The organism is Pseudomonas mendocina, from assembly GCF_900636545.1.
Classification (GTDB): Bacteria; Pseudomonadota; Gammaproteobacteria; order Pseudomonadales; family Pseudomonadaceae; genus Aquipseudomonas; species Aquipseudomonas mendocina.
Map to the genome: position 1 here is coordinate 2,305,362 of NZ_LR134290.1, position 20,888 is coordinate 2,326,249.

The 20,888-nt window shown below is 62.9% G+C and carries 22 protein-coding genes; 6 read left to right on the forward strand and 16 right to left on the reverse strand.

Going from position 1 to position 20,888, the window contains the following annotated elements; genetic code table 11:
• Positions 1–27 precede the first annotated feature (27 nt).
• The 13 genes from EL191_RS10590 to ccoN (EL191_RS10650) all read right to left on the reverse strand — a co-directional run bounded on the left by EL191_RS10590 (position 28) and on the right by ccoN (EL191_RS10650) (position 12,240).
• Positions 28–711, reverse strand: a complete 684-nt coding sequence (locus tag EL191_RS10590; protein ID WP_013715219.1) for a sulfite exporter TauE/SafE family protein — start codon at positions 709–711, stop codon at positions 28–30.
• Positions 704–910, reverse strand: a complete 207-nt coding sequence (gene ccoS / locus EL191_RS10595; RefSeq protein WP_013715220.1) for a cbb3-type cytochrome oxidase assembly protein CcoS — start codon at positions 908–910, stop codon at positions 704–706. Before ccoS ends, EL191_RS10590 begins: the two co-directional genes overlap by 8 nt.
• 67 nt (positions 911–977) lie before the next feature.
• The gene (locus EL191_RS10600) at positions 978–3,386 is read right to left on the reverse strand and encodes a heavy metal translocating P-type ATPase (RefSeq protein ID WP_041978703.1); all 2,409 of its coding nucleotides are present in this window, start codon (positions 3,384–3,386) and stop codon (positions 978–980) included.
• A gap of 8 nt (positions 3,387–3,394) precedes the next feature.
• Entirely contained in the window at positions 3,395–3,913 is a 519-nt protein-coding gene (locus EL191_RS10605) for a FixH family protein (protein ID WP_013715222.1), read from the reverse strand.
• A 13-nt stretch (positions 3,914–3,926) separates the two neighbouring features.
• Positions 3,927–5,342, reverse strand: a complete 1,416-nt coding sequence (gene ccoG, locus EL191_RS10610) for a cytochrome c oxidase accessory protein CcoG (RefSeq protein ID WP_013715223.1) — start codon at positions 5,340–5,342, stop codon at positions 3,927–3,929.
• Positions 5,343–5,500: 158 nt separating this feature from the next.
• A complete protein-coding gene (ccoP, locus tag EL191_RS10615) occupies positions 5,501–6,496 on the reverse strand; it encodes a cytochrome-c oxidase, cbb3-type subunit III (protein ID WP_017360714.1) in 996 nt (331 codons plus the stop codon).
• On the reverse strand, positions 6,493–6,681 hold the full coding sequence (locus EL191_RS10620) for a CcoQ/FixQ family Cbb3-type cytochrome c oxidase assembly chaperone (RefSeq protein ID WP_017677205.1): 189 nt from the start codon (positions 6,679–6,681) through the stop codon (positions 6,493–6,495). The genes ccoP (EL191_RS10615) and EL191_RS10620 overlap by 4 nt, the downstream gene beginning before the upstream one ends.
• 6 nt (positions 6,682–6,687) lie before the next feature.
• Complete coding sequence (gene ccoO, locus EL191_RS10625; protein ID WP_013715226.1) at positions 6,688–7,296, reverse strand: cytochrome-c oxidase, cbb3-type subunit II; 609 nt, start codon at positions 7,294–7,296, stop codon at positions 6,688–6,690.
• Positions 7,296–8,738 carry a cytochrome-c oxidase, cbb3-type subunit I gene (ccoN, locus tag EL191_RS10630; RefSeq protein ID WP_041978708.1) on the reverse strand — a complete coding sequence of 481 codons (1,443 nt, stop codon included), beginning with the start codon at positions 8,736–8,738 and terminating at the stop codon, positions 7,296–7,298. The genes ccoO (EL191_RS10625) and ccoN (EL191_RS10630) overlap by 1 nt, the downstream gene beginning before the upstream one ends.
• Before the next feature lie 346 nt (positions 8,739–9,084).
• On the reverse strand, positions 9,085–10,011 hold the full coding sequence (gene ccoP, locus EL191_RS10635; protein ID WP_013715228.1) for a cytochrome-c oxidase, cbb3-type subunit III: 927 nt from the start codon (positions 10,009–10,011) through the stop codon (positions 9,085–9,087).
• A complete protein-coding gene (locus EL191_RS10640) occupies positions 10,008–10,187 on the reverse strand; it encodes a CcoQ/FixQ family Cbb3-type cytochrome c oxidase assembly chaperone (RefSeq protein ID WP_013715229.1) in 180 nt (59 codons plus the stop codon). Before EL191_RS10640 ends, ccoP (EL191_RS10635) begins: the two co-directional genes overlap by 4 nt.
• A 5-nt stretch (positions 10,188–10,192) precedes the next feature.
• A complete protein-coding gene (gene ccoO, locus EL191_RS10645) occupies positions 10,193–10,801 on the reverse strand; it encodes a cytochrome-c oxidase, cbb3-type subunit II (protein ID WP_017360715.1) in 609 nt (202 codons plus the stop codon).
• Positions 10,801–12,240 (reverse strand): cytochrome-c oxidase, cbb3-type subunit I, encoded by a 1,440-nt coding sequence (ccoN, locus tag EL191_RS10650; protein ID WP_013715231.1) that lies wholly within the window; start codon positions 12,238–12,240, stop codon positions 10,801–10,803. Before ccoN (EL191_RS10650) ends, ccoO (EL191_RS10645) begins: the two co-directional genes overlap by 1 nt.
• 101 nt (positions 12,241–12,341) lie before the next feature.
• Between ccoN (EL191_RS10650) and EL191_RS10655 the strand changes: the two genes are divergently transcribed.
• The 4 genes from EL191_RS10655 to EL191_RS10670 all read left to right on the forward strand — a co-directional run bounded on the left by EL191_RS10655 (position 12,342) and on the right by EL191_RS10670 (position 16,513).
• A complete protein-coding gene (locus tag EL191_RS10655; RefSeq protein WP_174447355.1) occupies positions 12,342–13,016 on the forward strand; it encodes an alpha/beta fold hydrolase in 675 nt (224 codons plus the stop codon).
• Positions 13,017–13,355: 339 nt separating this feature from the next.
• Positions 13,356–14,765 carry a circularly permuted type 2 ATP-grasp protein gene (locus tag EL191_RS10660; RefSeq protein ID WP_013715233.1) on the forward strand — a complete coding sequence of 470 codons (1,410 nt, stop codon included), beginning with the start codon at positions 13,356–13,358 and terminating at the stop codon, positions 14,763–14,765.
• 3 nt (positions 14,766–14,768) lie between these two features.
• The gene (locus tag EL191_RS10665; protein WP_013715234.1) at positions 14,769–15,719 is read left to right on the forward strand and encodes an alpha-E domain-containing protein; all 951 of its coding nucleotides are present in this window, start codon (positions 14,769–14,771) and stop codon (positions 15,717–15,719) included.
• Positions 15,716–16,513 carry a transglutaminase family protein gene (locus EL191_RS10670; RefSeq protein WP_041978710.1) on the forward strand — a complete coding sequence of 266 codons (798 nt, stop codon included), beginning with the start codon at positions 15,716–15,718 and terminating at the stop codon, positions 16,511–16,513. The genes EL191_RS10665 and EL191_RS10670 overlap by 4 nt, the downstream gene beginning before the upstream one ends.
• A 32-nt stretch (positions 16,514–16,545) precedes the next feature.
• On the opposite strand, the gene EL191_RS10675 is transcribed toward EL191_RS10670, so the two are convergent.
• The 3 genes from EL191_RS10675 to EL191_RS10685 are packed head-to-tail and all read right to left on the reverse strand — an operon-like array spanning position 16,546 to position 18,092.
• Complete coding sequence (locus EL191_RS10675; protein WP_013715236.1) at positions 16,546–16,926, reverse strand: VOC family protein; 381 nt, start codon at positions 16,924–16,926, stop codon at positions 16,546–16,548.
• A gap of 9 nt (positions 16,927–16,935) precedes the next feature.
• A complete protein-coding gene (locus EL191_RS10680; protein WP_041978713.1) occupies positions 16,936–17,736 on the reverse strand; it encodes a c-type cytochrome in 801 nt (266 codons plus the stop codon).
• Positions 17,733–18,092: a rhodanese-like domain-containing protein gene (locus EL191_RS10685; protein ID WP_041978715.1), complete on the reverse strand. Its 360-nt coding sequence runs from the start codon at positions 18,090–18,092 to the stop codon at positions 17,733–17,735. The genes EL191_RS10680 and EL191_RS10685 overlap by 4 nt, the downstream gene beginning before the upstream one ends.
• 93 nt (positions 18,093–18,185) lie before the next feature.
• On the opposite strand from EL191_RS10685, the gene EL191_RS10690 reads away from it, so the two are divergent.
• Positions 18,186–19,073 carry an AEC family transporter gene (locus EL191_RS10690; protein ID WP_041978718.1) on the forward strand — a complete coding sequence of 296 codons (888 nt, stop codon included), beginning with the start codon at positions 18,186–18,188 and terminating at the stop codon, positions 19,071–19,073.
• A 590-nt stretch (positions 19,074–19,663) separates the two neighbouring features.
• Complete coding sequence (locus EL191_RS10695; protein WP_041978720.1) at positions 19,664–20,869, forward strand: acetyl-CoA C-acetyltransferase; 1,206 nt, start codon at positions 19,664–19,666, stop codon at positions 20,867–20,869.
• The last annotated feature ends 19 nt before the right edge of the window (positions 20,870–20,888 follow it).

A 20,888-nucleotide genomic window follows, 5' to 3' on the forward strand; every position in this document is an offset into this window, starting at 1 on the left:
CGGCTTGCAGCTTGAGGCTTGCTGCGCTCAGTGCCCCATCAGCCAATGTTGATGAGGGCCGGGCAGGGTCCAGATGCCGAACAGGATGACCAACAGGCCGCCAGCCATGCGTACGCCGCGTTTGCGCAGCAGAGCGGTAATGCGCTCTGCCGCCAACCCGGTGGCCAGTAGAACCGGCCAGGTACCCAGGCCGAAGGCCAGCATCAGCAGGGCGCTGTCCACGGCGCTGCCCTGACTGGAAGCCCACAGCAGCGTGCTGTACACCAGGCCGCACGGCAGCCAGCCCCAGAGCCCGCCTAGCACCACCGCCTTGGGGATGCTCGTGACCGGCATGAAGCGCCGCGTCAGCGGCTGGATATGCCGCCACAAGCCGCGTCCCAGCGCTTCGATACGGGTCAGGCCACTCCACCAGCCAGCCAGATACAGCCCCATGGCGATCAGTAGCAGTGCAGCCACTGTGCGCATGACCACCTCGGCCTTGCTGCCGGCAATGGCCCAACCCGCCAGGCCGAGAAGCAGGCCGGCAAGGCTGTAGCTGAGAATGCGCCCGAGGTTGTAGGCCAATAACAGCTGCAGGCGTCTGCCGCGCTGATCGGGTGGAATCGCCAGGGTCAGCGCCCCCATCAGGCCGCCGCACATGCCCAGGCAATGCCCTCCGCCGAGCAGGCCGAGGATCAACGCCGACACCAGCAGAGGTGCCAGTTCAAGCATCGGGCTTGTCCTGCTTGCTCTGTTCCTCGGCCTGCTCGATGCCGGCCTTGTGCAGGGGATCTTCGTCGTCGAACAGAATGCTGTGTGCCGGCCCGTCCAGATCATCGTACTGGCCGCTGTCCACTGCCCAGAAGAACAGCCAGATGGCGAAGCCGACCAGGCCAATGGCGACGGGGATCAGGATATAAAGGGCGGACATGCGGTCTCCATGGAGGCGTCTGAGTAGGAGCGAGGCTCGCGAACCGCCTCCGCGAGGGAACCCGCTCCTACATGTTCGGGGTGCGGCTCAGGCGCAGCGCGTTGAGTACCACCAGCAGCGAGCTGAGCGACATGCCCACGGCTGCCCAGATCGGCGTGATCCAGCCCAGGGCGGCGAAGGGCAATACGAGACCATTGTACAGGGTGGCCCAGGTCAGGTTTTCGATGATGATACGTCGGGTGCGTTTGGCCAGTCGCAGGCCGTCGACTAGGCTGCCCAGCCGGTTCGATAGCAGCACCGCGTCTGCGCTGGTTTTCGCCAGGTCGGACGCCGAGCCCATGGCTACGCTGATGTCTGCAGCGGCCAGCACCGGTACGTCGTTGACGCCATCACCGAGCATCAGCACGCGACGGCCTTCGCCATGCAACTGCTTGAGCACCGCCAGCTTCGCGTCCGGAGTCAGGCCGCCACGGGCATCTTCGATGCCCAGTTGGCGGGCAACTTCGCCGACCATCGGCGAGCTGTCGCCTGAAAGCAGATGGATGTGCCAGCCGCGGGCGCGGGCGGCGGCGATCAGGTCGGGGGCATCCTCGCGCAGGCGGTCGTCGAGGACGAACCAGGCCAGCGGCCCCTGTTCATCGCCCAGTAGCAGCCATTGGCCGTGCTCGCTGGCAATCGTGGGGACGGTTTGGCCACTGAGGGCGCAGACGAAGTTGGCCTCACCTATGCGTAGTAGGCGACCGTCGACGCTGCCCTGCAGGCCCTGGCCTGGGTGGCTGTCGACGGATTCTGCCGCGCGTGGCGCCTGGCTGAAGGCGCGGGCGATGGGGTGTTCCGAGCGGTTCTCCAGCGCGGCGGCCAGTGCCAGGCAGTCGCCCCCGTCGAGGTCGCGCAGCGCATGGATAGCCTTGAGCGTCAGCCGGCCTTCGGTCAGGGTGCCGGTCTTGTCAAGTACCAGGGTGTCGATCTGGTTCAGGCCTTCGAGCACATGGCCGCGGGTCAGCAGCATGCCCAGTTTGTGCAGGGTGCCGGTGGCCGTGGTCAGGGCTGTCGGGGTGGCCAGCGCCAGGGCGCAGGGGCAGGTGGCCACCAGCAAAGCGAGCACGACCCAGAAGGCGCGGCTGGAGTCGATCTCCCACCAGGCGAAGCCGACCACGGCGGCGGATACCAGGATGAACAGCAGGAACCACTGTGAGACGCGGTCGGCTATTTCCGCCAGGCGTGGTTTCTCGCTCTGCGCGCGCTCCAGCAGGCGCACGATCGCGGACAGGCGAGTGGCATCGCCCAGCGCCTGCACTTCGACGGTCAGCGGGCCTTCGACATTCAGCGTGCCTGCCGTTACCCCGTCGCCGATACTGCGTGCCTGCGGCAGGTATTCCCCGGTGAGCAGTGATTCGTCCACGCTCGACTGGCCAGCAAGGATGCGGCCGTCGGCTGGAATCAGCGAGCCGGGCTGCACCAGCACCCGCTCACCGACACGCAGTTCGCTGAGCAGGATGCGCTGGCTCTGGTCGTCGGCCTCCAGGCGCAGACAGGACGCTGGCAGCAATTGCACCAGTTGTGCGGTCGCTGCAGCTGTGCGCTCGCGTGCTCGCCGTTCCAGGTAGCGGCCGGCGAGCAGGAACAGGGCGAACATGCCCACAGCATCGAAATACAGCTCGCCCTGGCCGGTGATGGTCGACCAGATGCCGGCCACGTAAGCGCCGCCGATGGCCAGGGAGACCGATACGTCCATGGTCAGGTGGCGGGTGCGCAGGTCGCGCAGCGCGCCGCGAAAGAACTGACCGCAGCAGTAGAAGACGATGGGCGTGGTCAGGAACAGGCTGGTCCAGCGCAGAATCTTGTCCAGCTCCGGCGACAGGTCGATGTTGAATTCCGGCCAGGTGGCCATGGTCGCCATCATCACCTGCATCCACAACAGGCCGGCCACGCCCAGTTCGCGCATGCGCCGGCGGTTTTCCGCAGCCAGACGTTCGGCCGCCTCATCGGCGCGCCAGGGGTGCGCGGCATAGCCGATGCGGCGCAACTCGGCGAGTAGCTTGCTCAGGGGTATCTGGCTGTCCTGCCAGCGCACCTGCAGGCGGTGGTTGGACAGGTTCAGGTGCGCTTCGGCCACGCCCGGTACGCCGCGCAGGTGCTTCTCGATCAGCCAGCCGCAGGCGGCACAGCTGATACCCTCGATCAGCAACTGGGTTTCGCTCAGTTCGCCCTCGTGCTGCACGAAAGGACGCTGCACATCGCTGCGGTCATACAGTGCCAGTTCATCAGGTAGCGCCTGTGGCAGGGCTTGAGGGTTGGCAGAGTTTTCGCTGCGATGGCTGTAGTAATGCTCCAGCCCCCCGGCGACGATGGCTTCGGCCACGGCCTGGCAGCCGGGGCAGCACATTTCCCGGCTCTGCCCCAGGACGTCGGCGCGAAAATGGCTGCCGGGAGGCACCGGCAGGCCACAGTGATAGCAAGGAGTAGGGGCGGGCATCGGCTGAGTCAGTAGGAGGGGTTGTCACCGATCAGGATGGTCTGGCCATCGGTGATGTTCTCTTCCTCGAACAGGCGCCAGTTCTGGCTGCCTTCCTGGCCGAGCAGTTCGACGAAACGGCGGCCGCTGACCTGGTCGACCATCTGCCCGCGATACTGGCCGTCAGTGGCTGGCTGCAGGATGACGCGGCGGTCACGCTCCGGTTGGGTCGGCGAAATCAGGTTGAGGACGATCTGCTGGGGTTTGCTGTTGCCTTCCAGCGCCAGGGTGGCGACGCCGGTGGTGTTGTCCAGCACCAGCTCGCCGTGCAGCTGCAGGCGCTCGGCCAGCTTCTCGCGCTCCAGCGACTGGTTGATGCCTTTGCCGACGTCGTAGTAATCGTCGGAGATCAGCCCGGGTGGGTTCTTGGTGGCGATGGTGAGCAGGGTCAGGCCCTGCACCACCGAGTAGCCCAGCAGGAACAGGATGAACCAGGGCCAGAACTGCTTGTACCAGGGTTTGGTTGGCGATGGGTTTTGCTCGGACATGCTCTTTCCGTTGTCAGCGGACGCTGGGGCCAATGAAGCGGCTGTCGGCGTCGGTCTTGATACTGGGGTCATCCACGGATTGTACGTGGAAGATGATGTTGTTGGCGCTCGAGGGCAGCTTCTCCGGTGCGATGGAAAGCTCGACAGGGAAGGAATACACCTCACCGGCCAGCGTCCGCACTTCGCGCTTGCCTTCATAAACCAGGCCGTCGAGACCATCGGCGGTGATCACGTAGGTCATGTCGCGTTGTGCCTTGTTCATGATCTTCAGGGTGTAGACGTTCTCGATATGGCCGCGCTCGTTCTCACGGAACAGTACGCGATCCTTGAGCACGTCCAGCCCCACCAGCGGGCGTGTGGCCACGGCCCAGGCGAACAGGCCGATCATGGCTACCAGCGCGACAGCGTACCCGATCAGGCGCGGACGCAGCAGGTGGGTCTTCTGGCCAGACAGGTTGTGTTCAGTGGTGTAGCTGATCAGCCCCTTGGGATAGTTCATCTTGTCCATGATGTCGTCACAGGCATCGATGCACGCGGCGCAGCCGATGCACTCGACCTGCAGGCCGTCGCGGATGTCGATGCCGGTAGGGCAGACCTGTACGCACATCTTGCAGTCGATGCAGTCACCCAGGCCTTGGGCCTTGTAGTCGGCGTCCTTCTTGCGCGGACCGCGTTTTTCGCCGCGACGCGGGTCATAGGAAACGATCAGGGTGTCCTGGTCGAACATCACGCTCTGGAAGCGCGCATAGGGGCACATGTAGATGCATACCTGCTCGCGCAGGTAGCCGGCGTTGCCGTAGGTGGCGAGGGTGAAGAAGCCGATCCAGAAGTAGGCCCAGCCACTGGCTTCACCGGTGAATATCTCGATCACCAGGTCGCGAATCGGCGTGAAGTAGCCGACGAAGGTGATGGCGGTGAGCAGCGAGACACCAACCCAGATGCCATGCTTGGCCAGCTTGCGCCCGAATTTCTTGCCGCTCATGGGCTGTTTGTCGAGCTTCATGCGCTGGTTGCGGTCACCCTCGGTGACCTTCTCCGCCCACATGAAGACCCAGGTGAACACGCTCTGCGGGCATGTGTAGCCGCACCAGACGCGCCCGGCGAATACGGTGATGAAGAACAGGCCGAAGGCGCAGATGATCAACAGCCAGGACAGCAACATGAAGTCCTGCGGCCAGTAGGTGGCGCCGAAGATGTTGAATTTGCGTTCCGGCAGGTTCCACCAGACGGCCTGACGGCCTTCCCAGTTCAACCAGACAGTGCCGAAGAAGAGCAGGAACAGCAGGGCGCCGCCAACGCGGCGAAGGTTACGATAGAGTCCGGTGAATGCGCGGGTGTAGATCTTCTCGCGGCTGGCGTAGAGATCGACGCTGGCATTCTTGGCAGGGGAAGGAGGGGTGACGTCCTGGACGGGAATCTGTTCGCTCATCAATGCATACCAAAGCGGTTGAATGGCAGCCCGGGCCGATACGTGCCGGTCAGGGTCGTTTCACGGTGTCTATATGGTACGCCTGAAAGACAACGCCCGGGTGCGACGAGCGGTCGCGACCCGGGCGTTCATTGACCCTTGTCAAAGAGTCGTTGCGATTACTGCTCTTCGCTCTGGTGCGACAGGCTGTACACGTAGGCGGCCAGCAGATGCACCTTGTCGTTGCCGAGGAATTCTTCCTGGGCTGGCATCTTGCCGTGGCGACCATAACGGATGGTCTGTTGCAACTGAGCATAGCTGCTGCCGTAGATGAACGCTGCCGGGTTGGTCAGGTTCGGCGCACCCATGGCCGGAGTCCCCTTGCCATCGGCGCCGTGGCAGGCGAAGCAGGTACCGGCGAAGACCTTCTGACCTGCTTCGATATCGGCTTCCACGCCTTCCGGCAGCTCACGACCGGCCAGTTGGGTTAGGACGTAGGCGGCAACGTTGCGCACGCCGTCTTCGCCGATGGCCGGACCTTGAGCCGGCATGGCGCCTTCACGACCCTTGAGAATGGTGGTTTTGATGGTTTCCGGCTCGCCGCCCCAGCGCCATTCGTTGTCGGTCAGGTTGGGGAAGCCGTAGCTGCCCTTGGCGTCGGAGCCGTGGCAGACCGAGCAGTTGGAAGCGAACAGACGGCCACCCATTTTCAGGGCTTGCTCGTCCTTGGCCACTTCCTCGATCGGCATGGCGGCGTACTTGGCGAACAGCGGGCCGTATTGCTCGTCGGCGCGCGCCATTTCCTTTTCCCACTGGTGCACACCGGTCCAGCCAGCGTGACGCATGGAGCCGTCAGCGATTTGTACGCCAGCAGCGAAAGGTGTCTGCTTTTCGTTGTCGACGTAGTCGTAGCCAGGCAGCAGGCCTTTGAAGTTGCCCAGACCCGGGTACAGGGCGAGGTAACCGAGGGCGAAGACGATGGTGGCGACGAACAGCATGAACCACCACTTCGGCAGTGGGTTGTCATACTCCTCGATGCCGTCGAAGCTGTGGCCGACGGTTTCTTCGGTAGTTTCCTGGCGCTGACCCTTGCGAGTGCCGAAGATCAGCCAGGTCAGGGCGAAGATGGTGCCCAGAGACAGAATGGTTACGTACCAACTCCAGAACGTGGTCATTGGTTATTGCTCCTGGAAGAGTCCTGATCACGCTTGGACTCGGGCTTGGGGTCGTCAGCGAAGGGCAGGTTGGCAGCTTCGTCGAAGCTCGATTTGCGCTTGCTGCTGTAGGCCCAGAGCACCACGCCGATGAAGGCGATGAAAACCACCGCCGTGCCGATGCCGCGAATCATCCCGATGTCCATAGCGTCTTACCGTTTGTTCTTGATGGAAGTGCCGAGAACCTGCAGGTACGCAACCAGCGCGTCCATTTCGGTATTGCCTTTCACGGCATCGCGGGCACCGGCGATATCTTCATCGGTGTAGGGGATTCCGAAGCCACGCATGACTTCCATCTTCTTGGCGGTGTCGCGACCGTCGAGCTTGTTCTCCACCAGCCATGGGTAGGCGGGCATCTTCGACTCAGGCACGACGTTGCGCGGGTTGTACAGGTGGGCGCGATGCCATTCGTCCGAGTAGCGGCCGCCGACACGGGCCAGGTCCGGGCCGGTACGCTTGGAACCCCACAGGAAGGGATGATCCCAGACGCTTTCGCCGGCGACGGAGTAGTGGCCGTAACGCTCGGTCTCGGCACGGAACGGACGAATCATCTGCGAGTGGCAGCCGACACAGCCCTCGCGGATGTAGATATCGCGACCTTCCAGTTGCATCGCGGTGTAGGGCTTGAGGCCTTCCACCGGCTCATTGGTGACGTCCTGGAAGAACAGCGGGACGATCTGAGTCAGGCCGCCGATGCTGACGGCGATTACCATCAGCAGCGCCATCAGGCCGATATTCTTCTCGATGATTTCGTGTTTCATCAGTGAGCTACTCCGGCGGGAATCTGCGCAGCTGCTTCGTATTCAGCCGGCTTGGCGGCACGCACGGTGCGGTAGGTGTTGTAAGCCATCAGCAGCATGCCGGTGACGAAGAAGGCGCCGCCGATCATGCGCACTACATAGCCTGCATGGCTGGCTTCCAGGGCTTCGACGAAGGAGTAGGTGAGGGTGCCGTCTTCGTTGACTGCGCGCCACATCAGGCCCTGGGTGATGCCGTTGACCCACATCGAGGCGATGTACAGCACGGTACCGATGGTAGCCAGCCAGAAGTGGGTGTTGATCAGGCCGATGCTGTGCATCTGCTCGCGGCCGAACACCTTCGGAATCAGGTGATACAGCGAGCCGATGGAGATCATCGCTACCCAGCCGAGGGCGCCAGCGTGCACGTGACCGATGGTCCAGTCGGTGTAGTGGGACAGGGCGTTGACGGTCTTGATCGCCATCATCGGACCTTCGAAGGTCGACATGCCGTAGAACGCCAGCGATACCACCAAGAAACGCAGGATCGGGTCGGTGCGCAGTTTGTGCCAGGCACCGGACAGGCTCATCATGCCGTTGATCATGCCGCCCCAGCTCGGAGCCAGCAGGATGACCGACATGGCCATGCCCAGGGACTGCGCCCAGTCAGGCAGGGCGGTGTAGTGCAGGTGGTGCGGACCGGCCCAGATATACAGGGTGATCAGCGCCCAGAAGTGCACGATGGACAGGCGATACGAGTAGATCGGACGCTCGGCCTGCTTGGGTACGAAGTAGTACATCATGCCCAGGAAGCCGGTGGTCAGGAAGAAGCCCACGGCGTTATGGCCGTACCACCACTGGATCATCGCGTCGGTCGCGCCGGCATAGGCCGAGTACGACTTGAACAGGCTCACCGGCATGGCGGCACTGTTGACGATGTGCAGCATTGCGGTCACGAGGATGAACGCCCCGAAGAACCAGTTGCCCACATAGATGTGCTTGGTCTTGCGCTTGACGATAGTGCCGAAGAACACCACCAGGTAGGTGATCCAGACCAGGCCCAGAAGGATGTCGATCGGCCATTCCAGCTCGGCGTATTCCTTGGTGCTGGTGTAGCCCATCGGCAGGGTGATCACGGCGAGCACGATGACAGCTTGCCAACCCCAGAAGGTGAAGGCAGCCAGACCGTCGGAGATCAGGCGCGTCTGACAGGTGCGCTGGACCACGTAATACGAGGTCGCGAACAGTGCGCATCCGCCAAAGGCGAAGATCACCGCGTTGGTGTGAAGCGGGCGCAGACGGCCGAAGCTCGTCCACGGCAGGCCCAGGTTGAGTTCTGGCCACACGAGTTGTGCGGCGATGAACACGCCTAGACCCATCCCAATGACCCCCCAGATCACCGTCATAATGGCGAACTGGCGGACCACCTTATAGTTATAAGCAGTCTGACTGATTGCTGTGCTCATGCTAGGGGTTCCACGGTTAATGGAGTTTTATGGGGCAAAAATCGGCGGCAAGTATGGAGAAAGCAGGTAGCCATTGCAACGCAGCATGCCGACACGAACTGGGTTCCAGAGGCTTTAACGGGCCTTGCGAGAGGTACCCGAAAACGCTCTGCGAGCTTTTGGCGCAGTAAGTTTGCGCAGCGCTAAGAAAGGATCGCCTTGGAGTTGTGACAGATGGCGACTGAAAGGCAGCTTAGCCCAGTTCAAGAAAATTGCAGGGCTATTGGTCGGCAGGTGCGACACTGGGTCGCATACATATGGAGAGGGGCCGGCGACCGTGATGCGGTCGCCGGTAAAGCAGGGGAGGTTACTTGTTTTCGCCCTGGCTCAGTTTGAGCACGTAGGCGGCCAGCAAGTGGGCCTTGTCGTTACCGAGGAAATCACCCTGGGCTGGCATGTTGCCGCTGCGACCATAACGGATGGTCTGTTGCAGTTGCGCGAAGCTGCTGCCGTAGATGAAGGCGCTCGGTTGGGTCAGGTCAGGTGCACCCATTGCCGGAGTACCCTTGCCGCTGGCGCCGTGACAGGCGAAGCAGGTGCTGGCGAAGATCTGCTGGCCGGCGGCGATGTCTGCGTCGGTACCCTCCGGCAGTTCGCGGCCGGCGAGTTCGGTGAGGACGTAGGCTGCGACGTTACGTACGCCATCTTCGCCAATCATCGGGCCTTGTGCCGGCATTACACCGATACGGCCATGCATGATGGTGGTCTTGATGGTTTCCGGCTCGCCGCCCCAGCGCCAACTGCTGTCGGCCAGGTTGGGGAAACCATAGCTGCCCTTGGCATCGGAGCCGTGGCAGACCGAGCAGTTGGAGGCGAACAGGCGTCCGCCCATTTTCAGCGCGCGCTCGTCCTTGGCCACTTCCTCGATGGGCATGGCCGCGTACTTGGCGAAGATCGGGCCGTACAGCTCATCGGCACGATCCATCTCGCGCTGCCACTGGTTGACCTGGGTCCAGCCATCCTTGTAGCCCGGCAGCAGGCCTTTGAAGTTGCCCAGGCCCGGGTAGAGCACCAGATAGCCAACGGAAAACACCAGGGTGCCGAGGAAGAGCATGAACCACCACTTCGGCAGTGGGTTGTCATACTCCTCGATGCCATCGAAGGAGTGTCCCATGGTCTGCTCGGTCGGGTTCTTGTGCACTTCGCTCTTGCGGGTGGCGAAGATCAGCCAGAACAGCGCGACCAGCGAACCGACGGTCAGCAGGGTGATGTACCAGCTCCAGAAGGTGGTCATGCTTGGATCCTCGAAACGGCGGGCTTGGGCTCATCAGCGAAGGGCAGATTGGCCGCTTCGGCGAAGGCGTCGCGGCGTTTGCCGCTGTAGGCCCAGAGGGTGACGGCGGTGAAGGCGATCAGGACCAGCGCGGTGCCTATGCCGCGCAGGGTGCCGATATCGATAAGCTCGAACATGGCGCTCACCTCTTGTTCTTCACGGCGGTGCCCAGCACCTGCAGGTAGGCGACCAGGGCGTCCATCTCGCTCTTGCCCTTGACCGCGTCACCGGCACCGGCGACATCCTCGTCGCTGTAGGGCACGCCGAGCATGCGCAGCGCGCTCATCTTCTTGGCGGTGTCCTTGCCGTCGAGACTGTTTTCTACCAGCCAGGGATAGGCGGGCATGATCGACTCGGGCACGACGTTGCGCGGGTTGTACAGGTGAGCGCGATGCCACTCGTCCGAGTAGCGACCACCGACACGGGCCAGGTCCGGACCGGTACGCTTGGAACCCCACAGGAAGGGGTGATCCCAGACGCTTTCGCCGGCCACGGAGTAGTGGCCGTAACGCTCGGTCTCGGCACGGAACGGGCGAATCATCTGCGAGTGGCAGCCAACGCAGCCCTCGCGGATGTAGATGTCGCGGCCTTCCAGTTGCAGCGCGTTGTAGGGCTTGAGGCCTTCCACCGGCTCGTTGGTGACGTCCTGGAAGAACAGCGGGACGATCTGGGTCAGGCCACCGATGCTGACCGCGAGGATCATCACCAGGGCCATCAGGCCGATATTCTTCTCGAGAATCTCGTGTTTCATCAGTGGGCTCCTTCTACCGAGAACTGCGCAGCGGCTTCCATCTCGGTCGATTTGGCGCTACGTACGGTCAGCCAGACGTTCCAGGCCATCAGCAGCATGCCGGCGAAGAAGATCGCACCGCCGATCACCCGCACCACGAAGCCGACATGGCTGGCTTCCAGCGCTTCGACGAAGGAGTAGGTGAGGGTGCCGTCTTCGTTGACTGCGCGCCACATCAGGCCCTGGGTGATGCCGTTGACCCACATCGAGGCGATGTAGAGCACGGTGCCGATGGTGGCCAGCCAGAAGTGGCCATTGATCAAGCCGATGCTGTGCATCTGCTCGCGACCGAAGACCTTCGGAATCAGGTGATACAGCGAGCCGATGGACACCATGGCAACCCAGCCGAGGGCGCCGGCGTGTACGTGGCCGATGGTCCAGTCGGTGTAGTGGGACAGGGCGTTGACGGTCTTGATCGCCATCATCGGACCTTCGAAGGTCGACATGCCGTAGAACGCCAGCGAAACCACCAAGAAACGCAGGATCGGGTCGGTGCGCAGTTTGTGCCAGGCACCGGACAGGGTCATCATGCCGTTGATCATGCCACCCCAGCTCGGAGCCAGGAGGATCAGCGACATCACCATACCGAGGCTCTGCGCCCAGTCAGGCAGGGCGGTGTAGTGCAGGTGGTGCGGGCCGGCCCAGATGTAGACCGCGATCAGCGCCCAGAAGTGGACGATGGACAGGCGGTAGGAGTAGACCGGGCGACCGGCCTGCTTGGGCACGAAGTAATACATCATCCCCAGGAAACCGGCGGTCAGGAAGAAGCCCACGGCGTTGTGGCCGTACCACCACTGGATCATCGCGTCGGTCGCGCCCGCATACAGCGAGTAGGACTTGGTCAGGGTGACCGGGATTTCCAGGTTGTTGATCACGTGCAGGATGGCCACGGTGAGGATGAACCCGCCGAAGAACCAGTTGCCGACGTAGATGTGGCTGACCTTGCGCTGCATCACCGTGCCGAAGAAGACGATGGCGTAGGACACCCATACGATGGTGATCAGGATATCGATCGGCCATTCCAGCTCGGCGTATTCCTTGGAGCTGGTCCAGCCCAGGGGCAGGGTGATGGCTGCGAGCAGGATCACCAGTTGCCAACCCCAGAAGGTGAAGGCAGCCAGCTTTGGCGCGAACAGCGTGGTCTGGCTGGTGCGTTGCACCGCGTAGTAGCTGGTGGCGAACAAAGCGCAGCCACCGAAGGCGAAGATCACCGCATTGGTATGCAGCGGGCGCAGACGGCCGAAGCTTGTCCACGGTAGGTTCAAGTTAAGTTCGGGCCAGGCCAGCTGGGCAGCGATGAATACGCCGAGTCCCATGCCGACGATGCCCCAAACCACCGTCATAATGGCGAACTGGCGAACCACCCTGTAGTTGTAGGCGGAACGGGTTGTTGTGTTCATGTCTGGGCTTCCATCCACGGTTATGGCAGAGCGGCCGATAACCGTGGTGGACGCAGGCATGAGCAAGCCACGGACACCACGGATATCGACGCGAGGCAAGCATGAGCAAAGGGCCATCTGGGTTTATTGACGCCGGTCAATGTGAGCAGGGACTACCCTGGGCGTGGGACGAACCGCCGCAGGCAGCCTCTGGCACGCTGATCCTGGCGCATGGTGCCGGTGCGCCGATGGACAGCCCATTCATGCAGTACATGGCTCAAGGTCTTGCCGCGCGCGGTGTGCGCGTGGTGCGCTTCGAGTTCACCTACATGGCGCAGCGGCGGGTGTATGGGCGCAAGCGGCCGCCCAATCCGCAGGCGCAACTGCTGCAGCAATGGCGTGACATACATGCTCAGGTGCGCAAACGGGTCGCAGGGCCTGTGGCCATCGGCGGCAAGTCGATGGGCGGGCGCATGGCCAGCCTGCTGGCCGATGAGCTGGGCGCTTCAGTGCTGATTTGTCTGGGCTATCCCTTCTATGCCGCTGGTAAACCGGAAAAGCCGCGAGTCGCCCATTTGGCTGCGCTGCGCACGCCGACGCTGATCATTCAGGGCGAGCGTGATGCTCTGGGCAATCGCGAGACTGTTGCAGGCTATGACCTTTCAGCGGCGATCGAACTGCATTGGTTGCCAGCCGCCGATCACGACCTCAAGCCGCTCAAAGCGTCCGGCTTCAACCATGAGCAGCACCTCGACAGCGCGGTTCAAGCCATCGCCGACCGTCTGCAGTCGAGCTGATGGGGTGGTGAAGCCCCTTCATCCGTCCCTTTTCATGGCGCGGCTGCGGTAAAAGCGGTTGCGCTTGACCGGGCGGTCACGCAATGTGGCAGGCAAGTGTCTGAGCCCTTTGACAGGGGCTTGCGGTCGTTTCGACCGTCGCGCGACGCGGTACTTGCCGTGTTTCAACGCAAGCTGTGCGACGCAATGGGGCGGAGCGTCATGACGGAAACATTGCTGTGCACCATGACGGTGCTTAATGTTTTTGGTTTTTCGGTAACCTGTTGATATTAAAGGATTAATTTCTCTGGCTCGGGGCTTGCAGAGATACCCGCAAGTCCGGGTGACAAGGAGTACGGCATGGCCCGCACCTTTTATGACGAGATGTACGACGCGAGCGGCGCTGTCCGCCCGCACTACCGCGAATTTGCCCGCTGGTTGGCAGAGACGCCGGATGATCTGCTGGCCCAGCGCCGACGAGAAGCCGACCTGTTGTTCCACCGCGCCGGTATCACCTTCACCCTTTACGGCGATGATCAGGGCACTGAGCGCCTGATCCCCTTCGACATCATTCCTCGCGCCATCCCCGCCAGCGAATGGCGCATCGTCGAACGTGGCTGCATCCAGCGCGTGCAGGCACTCAACCTGTTCCTCGCCGACCTCTACCACGACCAGCGCATCATCAAGGCCGGCATCATCCCGGCCGAGCAGGTGCTGGCCAACGAGGGTTACCAGATGGCCATGCAGGGCCTCGACCTGCACCGTGACATCTACGCACATATCGCTGGGGTCGACCTGGTGCGTGACGGCGACGGCAGCTACTACGTCCTGGAGGACAACCTGCGCACCCCCAGCGGCGTCAGCTACATGCTCGAAGACCGCAAGATGATGATGCGCCTGTTCCCCGAGCTGTTCGCCGCGCAACGCGTGGCCCCGGTGGATCACTATCCGAATCTGCTGCTCGATGCGCTGAAGAGTTCAAGCCCGCTGGACAACCCCACGGTGGTGGTGCTGACGCCGGGGCGCTTCAACAGCGCCTACTTCGAGCACGCCTTCCTCGCTCGCGAGATGGGTGTGGAACTGGTGGAGGGCGCCGACCTGTTCGTACGCGACGACAAGGTCTACATGCGCACCACCGCCGGTGCGCGCCAGGTGGATGTGATCTACCGCCGTCTGGACGATGCCTTCCTCGATCCGCTGGCGTTCAACCCCGAGTCCATGCTCGGTGTCGCTGGTTTGCTGTCGGCCTACCGCTCGCGCAACGTGGTGCTGGCCAATGCCATCGGCACCGGCGTGGCTGACGACAAGTCGGTCTACCCCTACGTTGGCGACATGATCCGCTTCTATCTCGACGAGGAGCCGATTCTCAAGAACGTGCCGACTTGGCAGTGCCGCAAGCCGGAAGAACTGTCCCATGTGCTGGCCAACCTGTCCGAGCTGGTGGTCAAGGAAACCCAGGGCTCAGGCGGCTACGGCATGCTGGTGGGCCCGGCGGCGAGCAAGGCCGAGATTGAGAACTTCCGAGCGCGCCTGATCGCCAAGCCGGAGGCCTACATCGCCCAGCCGACCTTGAGCCTGTCGACCTGCCCGACCTTCGTCGAACGCGGCATCGCACCGCGCCATATCGACCTGCGCCCATTCGTCCTGACCGGTCGTGAAACCCGCCTGGTGCCCGGTGGCCTGACTCGCGTGGCACTGCGCGAAGGCTCGCTGGTGGTCAACTCGTCGCAAGGCGGCGGAACCAAGGACACCTGGGTGGTGGAGGACTGAACCATGTTGAGTAGAACTGCCTCCGACCTGTACTGGATGTCGCGCTACCTCGAGCGTGCGGAGAACTTGGCGCGCATGCTCGACGTCAGCTATTCGCTTTCGCTGATGCCGCAGGACGGCCGTGGTGACGGCCTCGATGAACTGGCCATGCCGCTGCTGATCACCGGCACCCTGGATGACTACCTGGAGCGCCACGGCCCGCTGCACGCCGAGCGCATGCTGCACTTCTTCGCCCTCGATGCGAGCAACCCGGGCAGCATCTACTGTTGCCTGCAGGCCGCGCGCAGCAACGCCCATGCCGTGCGCGGGCGGATCACTGCCGACATGTGGGAGAACATCAACGCCACCTGGCTGGAGATGCGCGGTATCGCCGAGCAGGGCCTGGGGCGCTACGGCATCAGCCGTTTCTGCGAATGGGTGAAGGAGCGTTCGCACCTGTTCCGTGGTGCCACCTTCGGCACCATCATGCGCGGCGAGGCCTATCGCTTCATCCGCCTGGGTACTTTCATCGAGCGCGCTGACAACACCTTGCGCCTGCTCGATGCGCGCTACGAAATGCTCGGCGAGGAAATCGACGAGCTGGAAGAGCGCACCGCACGCAGCTATTACCAATGGAGTGCATTGCTGCGCGCGCTGTCCTCGTTCGAGGCCTTTGCCGAGATCTACCGTGGCTCGCCGCGCACACGCAAGGTCGCCGAACTACTGCTGTTGCGCCCGGACGTACCGCGCTCGCTGCGTGCCTGCATGGAAGAACTGAACCTGATGCTCGCCGGTCTACCCGGAGAGAACGGTCGCCCGGCACAGCGCCTGGCCGCCGAACTGGATGCCCGCCTGCGCTACACCAGCATCGGTGAGGTGCTCGACGAAGGCCTGCACGCCTGGCTGACCGACTTCATCCTGCTGGTGCGCCAGCTGGGCAACACCATCCATACGTCTTACCTGGAGGTCGCATGAGACTCTCGATCAGCCACGACACCACCTACCGTTACGATGATCAGGTGCGAGCGAGCATCCAGTACCTGCGTCTGACCCCGCATGACAGTGAACGCCAGCAGGTGCTCAGCTGGCAACTCGACCTGCCACGCCCGGTGCATGCCCAGCTCGATCCCTACGGCAACATCCTGCATGTGCTGACCCTGGACGAGCCGCACGAGTCCATTGTCATCGGCGCCCGTGGCCAGGTAGAGATCGACGAAGCCTGTGAGGCGGAACATGAGCGCCAGTCAGCGCTGCCGTTCCTGCGTTTCACCCGCCTGACCCAGGCCGATGACGCCATGCGTGAGTTCGCTGCGCAGCAGAGCAGGGCACGCACGGATCGCAACGGCCTGATCGACCTGATGCACGCGCTCAATACGCACATCGTCTATCAGCCCGGCATCACCGAGGTGGACACCAGTGCTGCCGAGGCCTTCGCCGGGCGCCGTGGCGTCTGTCAGGATCACACCCATGCCTTTCTCGCCTGCGCGCGCAGCCTGGGCGTACCGGCGCGTTATGTGTCGGGCTATCTCTACACCGATGACTCCGAGCACCTGGCCAGCCACGCCTGGGCCGAGGCCTGGGTGGGCGACGCCTGGTACAGCTTCGACGTGACCAACTGCCTGGCGCGCCCGGAGCGTCACCTCAAGCTGGCAGTCGGCCTGGACTATCTCGATGCCTGCCCGGTGCGGGGCATGCGCCGTGGTGGTGGCTGTGAGCAGATGCATGCGCAGGTGCAGGTCGCGCCCTTGTTGCAGGTGCGGCAGCAGTAAGAGGGCGCTTTGTCCTTGGGCTCAGTCTGCGCTCATTCGGGCCAGTGGTTGGCGTGCTCGTCGAAACCGGTGCGATAGGGGCTGCCGACGCAGAAGCGGTGACCGCTGGGGGCCTGCATCACTACCCAGGCCTCTTTGCGGGTGACGACCGTGGCACCCAGCCGTTCCAGGCGCGCGACTTCATCGGGAATCGAGTCGGTGTCGATGTCCAGATGAGCGCGAGCCTCGTGTGATACGCGCTGGATGATTACCTGTACCTCGCCCGGCGGGGTTCGTAACTGGATGAATGGACTGTCGCCGTCGATCGTCTCCGGCAGCGGATAGCCTAGCGCCTCGCTCCAGAACCGGGCTTCTGCCAGTAGATCGTCCGAGTTGCAGTCGATGACGAGGTTGCCCAGTCTGCTGCGATGCATGCTGTCCTCCTAGCGGTCGATCTTGCGCTGCGCCATATGCTGCAGATAGCCGATCAGTTGCTCCAGTTCCACCCCGCTGATGGTCTGCTCACTGAAGCCAGGCATACGCCCCTGCGGCCAGCGCCGCAGGCTCTGCGGGTCGCGGATGTACTGGCGCAGAAATTCGCCGTTGAAGTACTCGGTTGGATTGTGCGGAATGTTCAGGTCGGGGCCGAACTCGGCGTCGCCAGCGCCATTGAGTCGGTGGCAGGCCATGCAGTTCTTCTGATAGGCAGCGAATCCGGCACGGATCTCGGGATTGGCGTCCGGTGCCGGCAGCAGGGCAGGGAAGCGCTGCTCGACCGGCGCCAGCTGGCGAATCCTGGCGACCTGATAGGGCCACTGTTCCGGGCCTATCTGGCTGGCGGACGGATCGGTCCAGACCAGGTAGAACGGCCCAGCGCTGGGTTTGCCCTTGGCCAGCGGCGGCCAGGGATGTTGTGGGTCTTCGATGGCCAACCAGGCCTTGGCGCCCTCGCTGGCCAGCAAAATCGCTGCCGGCAATTCGGCGGCAAAGCCGTCCAGGGCCACGGCCTGCAGATGATCGCCCGGCGTCACGTCGCTCAGCAGTTCGCTGATCGGTACGGCGCGATACTGCATGGTGCGTTTGTAGCTGACGTCGTCGACTATCTCGATATCGCGAGCTTTTGGGTGCTTCAGCAGTTCGTTGGTATTCCAGGTGTGCCGCCCTTCCTCAAGCTGCACTTCGAACTCGGCAGCCTGTATCGCGCCGGTCAGGGTTAGCAGTGCCAGCAGCAGGGTTGTTTTCATTCGCGGTTCTCCAGCAGTGGCTGCAGATCTTCATAGGCGCCGGCATTGATCACGTGGCTGTAGCCCATCTCTTCCAGGGTCTGCTGGGCGAGGGCCGAGCGGCGCCCACTACGGCAGTAGAGCACCACTGGGCGATTCCGATCAGGCGCGACGCTAGCAATCTGCGCGGCGATTTCTTCATGGCCGATACGGATCGCTCCGGGCAACGAACCGTCTGCGAATTCCTCGGCGCTGCGCACGTCGATAAGCAGGCTATCGCTGCGCTGCAGGGCGGAGATGGCGGCAGGCTGGTCGATTTCACCGGCGTGGGCATTGAGCAGCGTGAGCAGGCCGGCGAGCAGGAAAATGATGCGCATGAGGGGCTCCAGAACGAGTCAATTGGCCCGGCAGCGTTGCCCGAGGCTGCCATGCAGTCTAGGATGCGGCGCTCGACGTGACGGGAGTAGCAGATGTTAGCCGAGTTGTTCGCTGTTCTGGCCCCGGTATTGATTGCTGCGGGTATCGGCTACGGCTGGGCGCGTAGTGGTCACGCCTATCCCACTGATTTTGTCGCGCGGCTGGTGCTGAACATCGGCACGCCCTGCCTGGTGCTGTCGACCCTGAGCCGAGCAAACCTGGATCTCGGCGCCTTCTCGCAGATGGCGCTGGCCTGTGTACTGGTGATGCTGTTCATGGGGCTGGTTGGCCTGCTGCTCAGCCGCCTGTTCGCCATCGACTGGAAAGTGCTGGTGCCGGCCTATCTCTTTCCCAACTCCGGCAACATGGGCCTGCCCATGGCGCTGTTCGCTTTTGGCGAGGCCGGCTTGGCATTGGCAGTGGCTTTCTTCCTGGTGTTGTCAGTGGGGCATTTCAGCATCGGCATGCTGTTGTCCGGGGCCGAGCGCTCGATCAAGGGGCTGCTGGTCAACCCAATCATGATCAGCCTGGCGCTGGTCCTTCCTGTACTGTTGCTCGATTTCGAACTGCCCCGCTGGCTGGCCAACACCGTTGACCTGCTGGGCGGCATGACCATCCCGATGATGCTGATCACCCTGGGCGTATCGCTGGCGAGCATCCGCGTGAAGCACCTGGGCAACGGCATGCTGTTGGGCCTGCTGCGCATTCTCTGTGGTGCGGCGCTGGGCTGGATCGTCGGTTGGGCGATGGGCCTGCAACCGCTGGCGCACGCCGTGCTGGTACTGCAGTCATCAATGCCGGTGGCGGTGTTCAATTACCTGTTCGCCGTGCGCGCAGGTCGCTCGCCGGAGCAGGTCGCCAGCCTGGTGCTGTGCTCGACCCTGCTGGCATTCGGGCTGATTCCCGTGCTGCTTGCATGGTGGATACCCGCCCTGCGCTGAACGCGCTACGGCGTCGGCACAGTGGCGGGTGCTGTGGAGGTTCAACTGACCAGACGGGTCAGATTGGGAAGGATCAGGATGACCGCAGTGGCGAAAAGGATAACTCCAGCCTGGCGGTATTTCGGCTGTTTCAACATGGCCGCATGCCTTTTGTTGTTATGGGTGTCGTCGGGGGCTGCCGCACTGTCTGGCAGGCCGTTACGTCACACCTGGGCGTCTTTCTGATTCGCCGCTCCGGCATGTCCCGGCAGCGGCTCCCTGTGCCCGTTCGATGGCGGGAACACGATTAACTCTAGGGCTGGCATCACTGTTCCTTTAGATGACTTGGTTGCTAATGGGCCGTGGTTAGAACTTCAGGCTATGCATGGCTTTTGGCCATCCCGTAGTGGGGCTTGAGGCAGACAGCCTGCTTCGTTTTCAGCGCCTCCCGAAGGTCAAACGACCGTTCGTCTGAGCTCAGTGGTCAATAGCACTGAGCGCTTCGGTCATTGAGCCCCAACGCCTCGGCGCTATGGTAGGCAGGCTCAATATGAACATGCGTGGTTGGGGCAACCTGTTCCGCCAGCGCCGTATTAGTCTCCGAGGACGCCATGACCGAAGCATATATTTTCGACGCGGTGCGCACGCCCCGTGGCAAGGGCAAGAAGGATGGCGCGCTTTACAGCGTCAAGCCGGTACAACTGGTTGCCGGCCTGCTCGATGCCCTGCAGGCGCGTAACGATCTGGATACCAGCCAGGTGGACGATATCGTCCTCGGTTGCGTAACGCCCGTGGGCGATCAGGGCGCCGATATCGCCAAGACCGCAGCCATGGTTGCTGACTGGGACGTCAGCGTCGCCGGTGTCCAACTCAACCGTTTCTGCGCTTCGGGGCTGGAGGCGGTGAACCTGGGTGCGATGAAGGTGCGCTCAGGCTTCGAGGATCTGGTGGTGGTCGGCGGCGTGGAGTCCATGTCGCGCGTGCCCATGGGCTCCGATGGCGGCGCCTGGGTCATGGATCCGCAAACCAACATCCACAGCAATTTCGTACCTCAGGGTATCGGTGCCGATCTGATCGCCACTCTGGAGGGCTTCAGTCGCGCGGATGTCGACTCCTTCGCCTTGCGCTCGCAGCAGAAGGCGGCACGTGCCAGCGCTGATGGTTCGTTCGCCAAGTCGCTGGTCCCGGTGGCTGACCAGAACGGCATCGTGCTGCTCGATCATGACGAATTCATCCGTGGCGACTCCACCCTCGAAGGCCTGGGCAAGCTCAAGCCCAGCTTCGAGATGATGGGGCAGATGGGCTTTGACTCCACCGCGTTGCGCGTTTACAGCCATGTCGAACGTATCGAGCACGTGCACACGCCCGGCAACAGCTCGGGCATCGTCGACGGCGCGGCGCTGATGTTGATCGGCTCCGAGGCCAAGGGCAGGGAACTGCGCCTGAAGCCGCGTGCGCGCATCGTCGCCACGGCAGTGACCAGCACCGACCCGACCATCATGCTAACCGGACCTGCGCCGGCCACGCGCAAGGCGCTGGCCAAGGCAGGGCTGTCTGTCGACGACATTGACCTGTTCGAGGTCAACGAGGCCTTCGCCTCGGTGGTGATGAAGTTCATGAAGGACATGGGCGTGAGTGAGGACAAGGTCAATGTCAACGGCGGCTCCATCGCCATGGGCCACCCATTGGGCGCCACTGGCTGCGCCATCCTTGGCACGCTGCTCGACGAGCTGGAGAAGCGCCAGCTGCGCTATGGCCTCGCCACTCTGTGTGTCGGCGGCGGTATGGGCATCGCCACCATCATCGAACGAATCTGATCGGTAGGGCGGGTGAAAC

Bases quoted from the DNA above. Each gene is read 5' to 3' on its own strand.
- EL191_RS10620 (WP_017677205.1), bottom strand. From the start codon at position 6,681: ATGGACATCGGGATGATTCGCGGCATCGGCACGGCGGTGGTTTTCATC.
- ccoO (WP_017360715.1), bottom strand. From the start codon at position 10,801: ATGAAACACGAGATTCTCGAGAAGAATATCGGCCTGATGGCCCTGGTG.
- EL191_RS10660 (WP_013715233.1), top strand. From the start codon at position 13,356: ATGGCCCGCACCTTTTATGACGAGATGTACGACGCGAGCGGCGCTGTC.
- ccoS (WP_013715220.1), bottom strand. From the start codon at position 910: ATGTCCGCCCTTTATATCCTGATCCCCGTCGCCATTGGCCTGGTCGGC.
- EL191_RS10655 (WP_174447355.1), top strand. From the start codon at position 12,342: ATGAGCAAAGGGCCATCTGGGTTTATTGACGCCGGTCAATGTGAGCAG.
- ccoN (WP_041978708.1), bottom strand. From the start codon at position 8,738: ATGAGCACAGCAATCAGTCAGACTGCTTATAACTATAAGGTGGTCCGC.
- EL191_RS10680 (WP_041978713.1), bottom strand. From the start codon at position 17,736: ATGAAAACAACCCTGCTGCTGGCACTGCTAACCCTGACCGGCGCGATA.
- EL191_RS10590 (WP_013715219.1), bottom strand. From the start codon at position 711: ATGCTTGAACTGGCACCTCTGCTGGTGTCGGCGTTGATCCTCGGCCTG.
- EL191_RS10600 (WP_041978703.1), bottom strand. From the start codon at position 3,386: ATGCCCGCCCCTACTCCTTGCTATCACTGTGGCCTGCCGGTGCCTCCC.
- ccoP (WP_013715228.1), bottom strand. From the start codon at position 10,011: ATGACCACCTTCTGGAGCTGGTACATCACCCTGCTGACCGTCGGTTCG.
- ccoG (WP_013715223.1), bottom strand. From the start codon at position 5,342: ATGAGCGAACAGATTCCCGTCCAGGACGTCACCCCTCCTTCCCCTGCC.
- EL191_RS10685 (WP_041978715.1), bottom strand. From the start codon at position 18,092: ATGCGCATCATTTTCCTGCTCGCCGGCCTGCTCACGCTGCTCAATGCC.
- ccoO (WP_013715226.1), bottom strand. From the start codon at position 7,296: ATGAAACACGAAATCATCGAGAAGAATATCGGCCTGATGGCGCTGCTG.
- ccoN (WP_013715231.1), bottom strand. From the start codon at position 12,240: ATGAACACAACAACCCGTTCCGCCTACAACTACAGGGTGGTTCGCCAG.
- EL191_RS10670 (WP_041978710.1), top strand. From the start codon at position 15,716: ATGAGACTCTCGATCAGCCACGACACCACCTACCGTTACGATGATCAG.
- EL191_RS10690 (WP_041978718.1), top strand. From the start codon at position 18,186: ATGTTAGCCGAGTTGTTCGCTGTTCTGGCCCCGGTATTGATTGCTGCG.
- EL191_RS10695 (WP_041978720.1), top strand. From the start codon at position 19,664: ATGACCGAAGCATATATTTTCGACGCGGTGCGCACGCCCCGTGGCAAG.
- ccoP (WP_017360714.1), bottom strand. From the start codon at position 6,496: ATGACCACGTTCTGGAGTTGGTACGTAACCATTCTGTCTCTGGGCACC.
- EL191_RS10665 (WP_013715234.1), top strand. From the start codon at position 14,769: ATGTTGAGTAGAACTGCCTCCGACCTGTACTGGATGTCGCGCTACCTC.
- EL191_RS10605 (WP_013715222.1), bottom strand. From the start codon at position 3,913: ATGTCCGAGCAAAACCCATCGCCAACCAAACCCTGGTACAAGCAGTTC.
- EL191_RS10675 (WP_013715236.1), bottom strand. From the start codon at position 16,926: ATGCATCGCAGCAGACTGGGCAACCTCGTCATCGACTGCAACTCGGAC.
- EL191_RS10640 (WP_013715229.1), bottom strand. From the start codon at position 10,187: ATGTTCGAGCTTATCGATATCGGCACCCTGCGCGGCATAGGCACCGCG.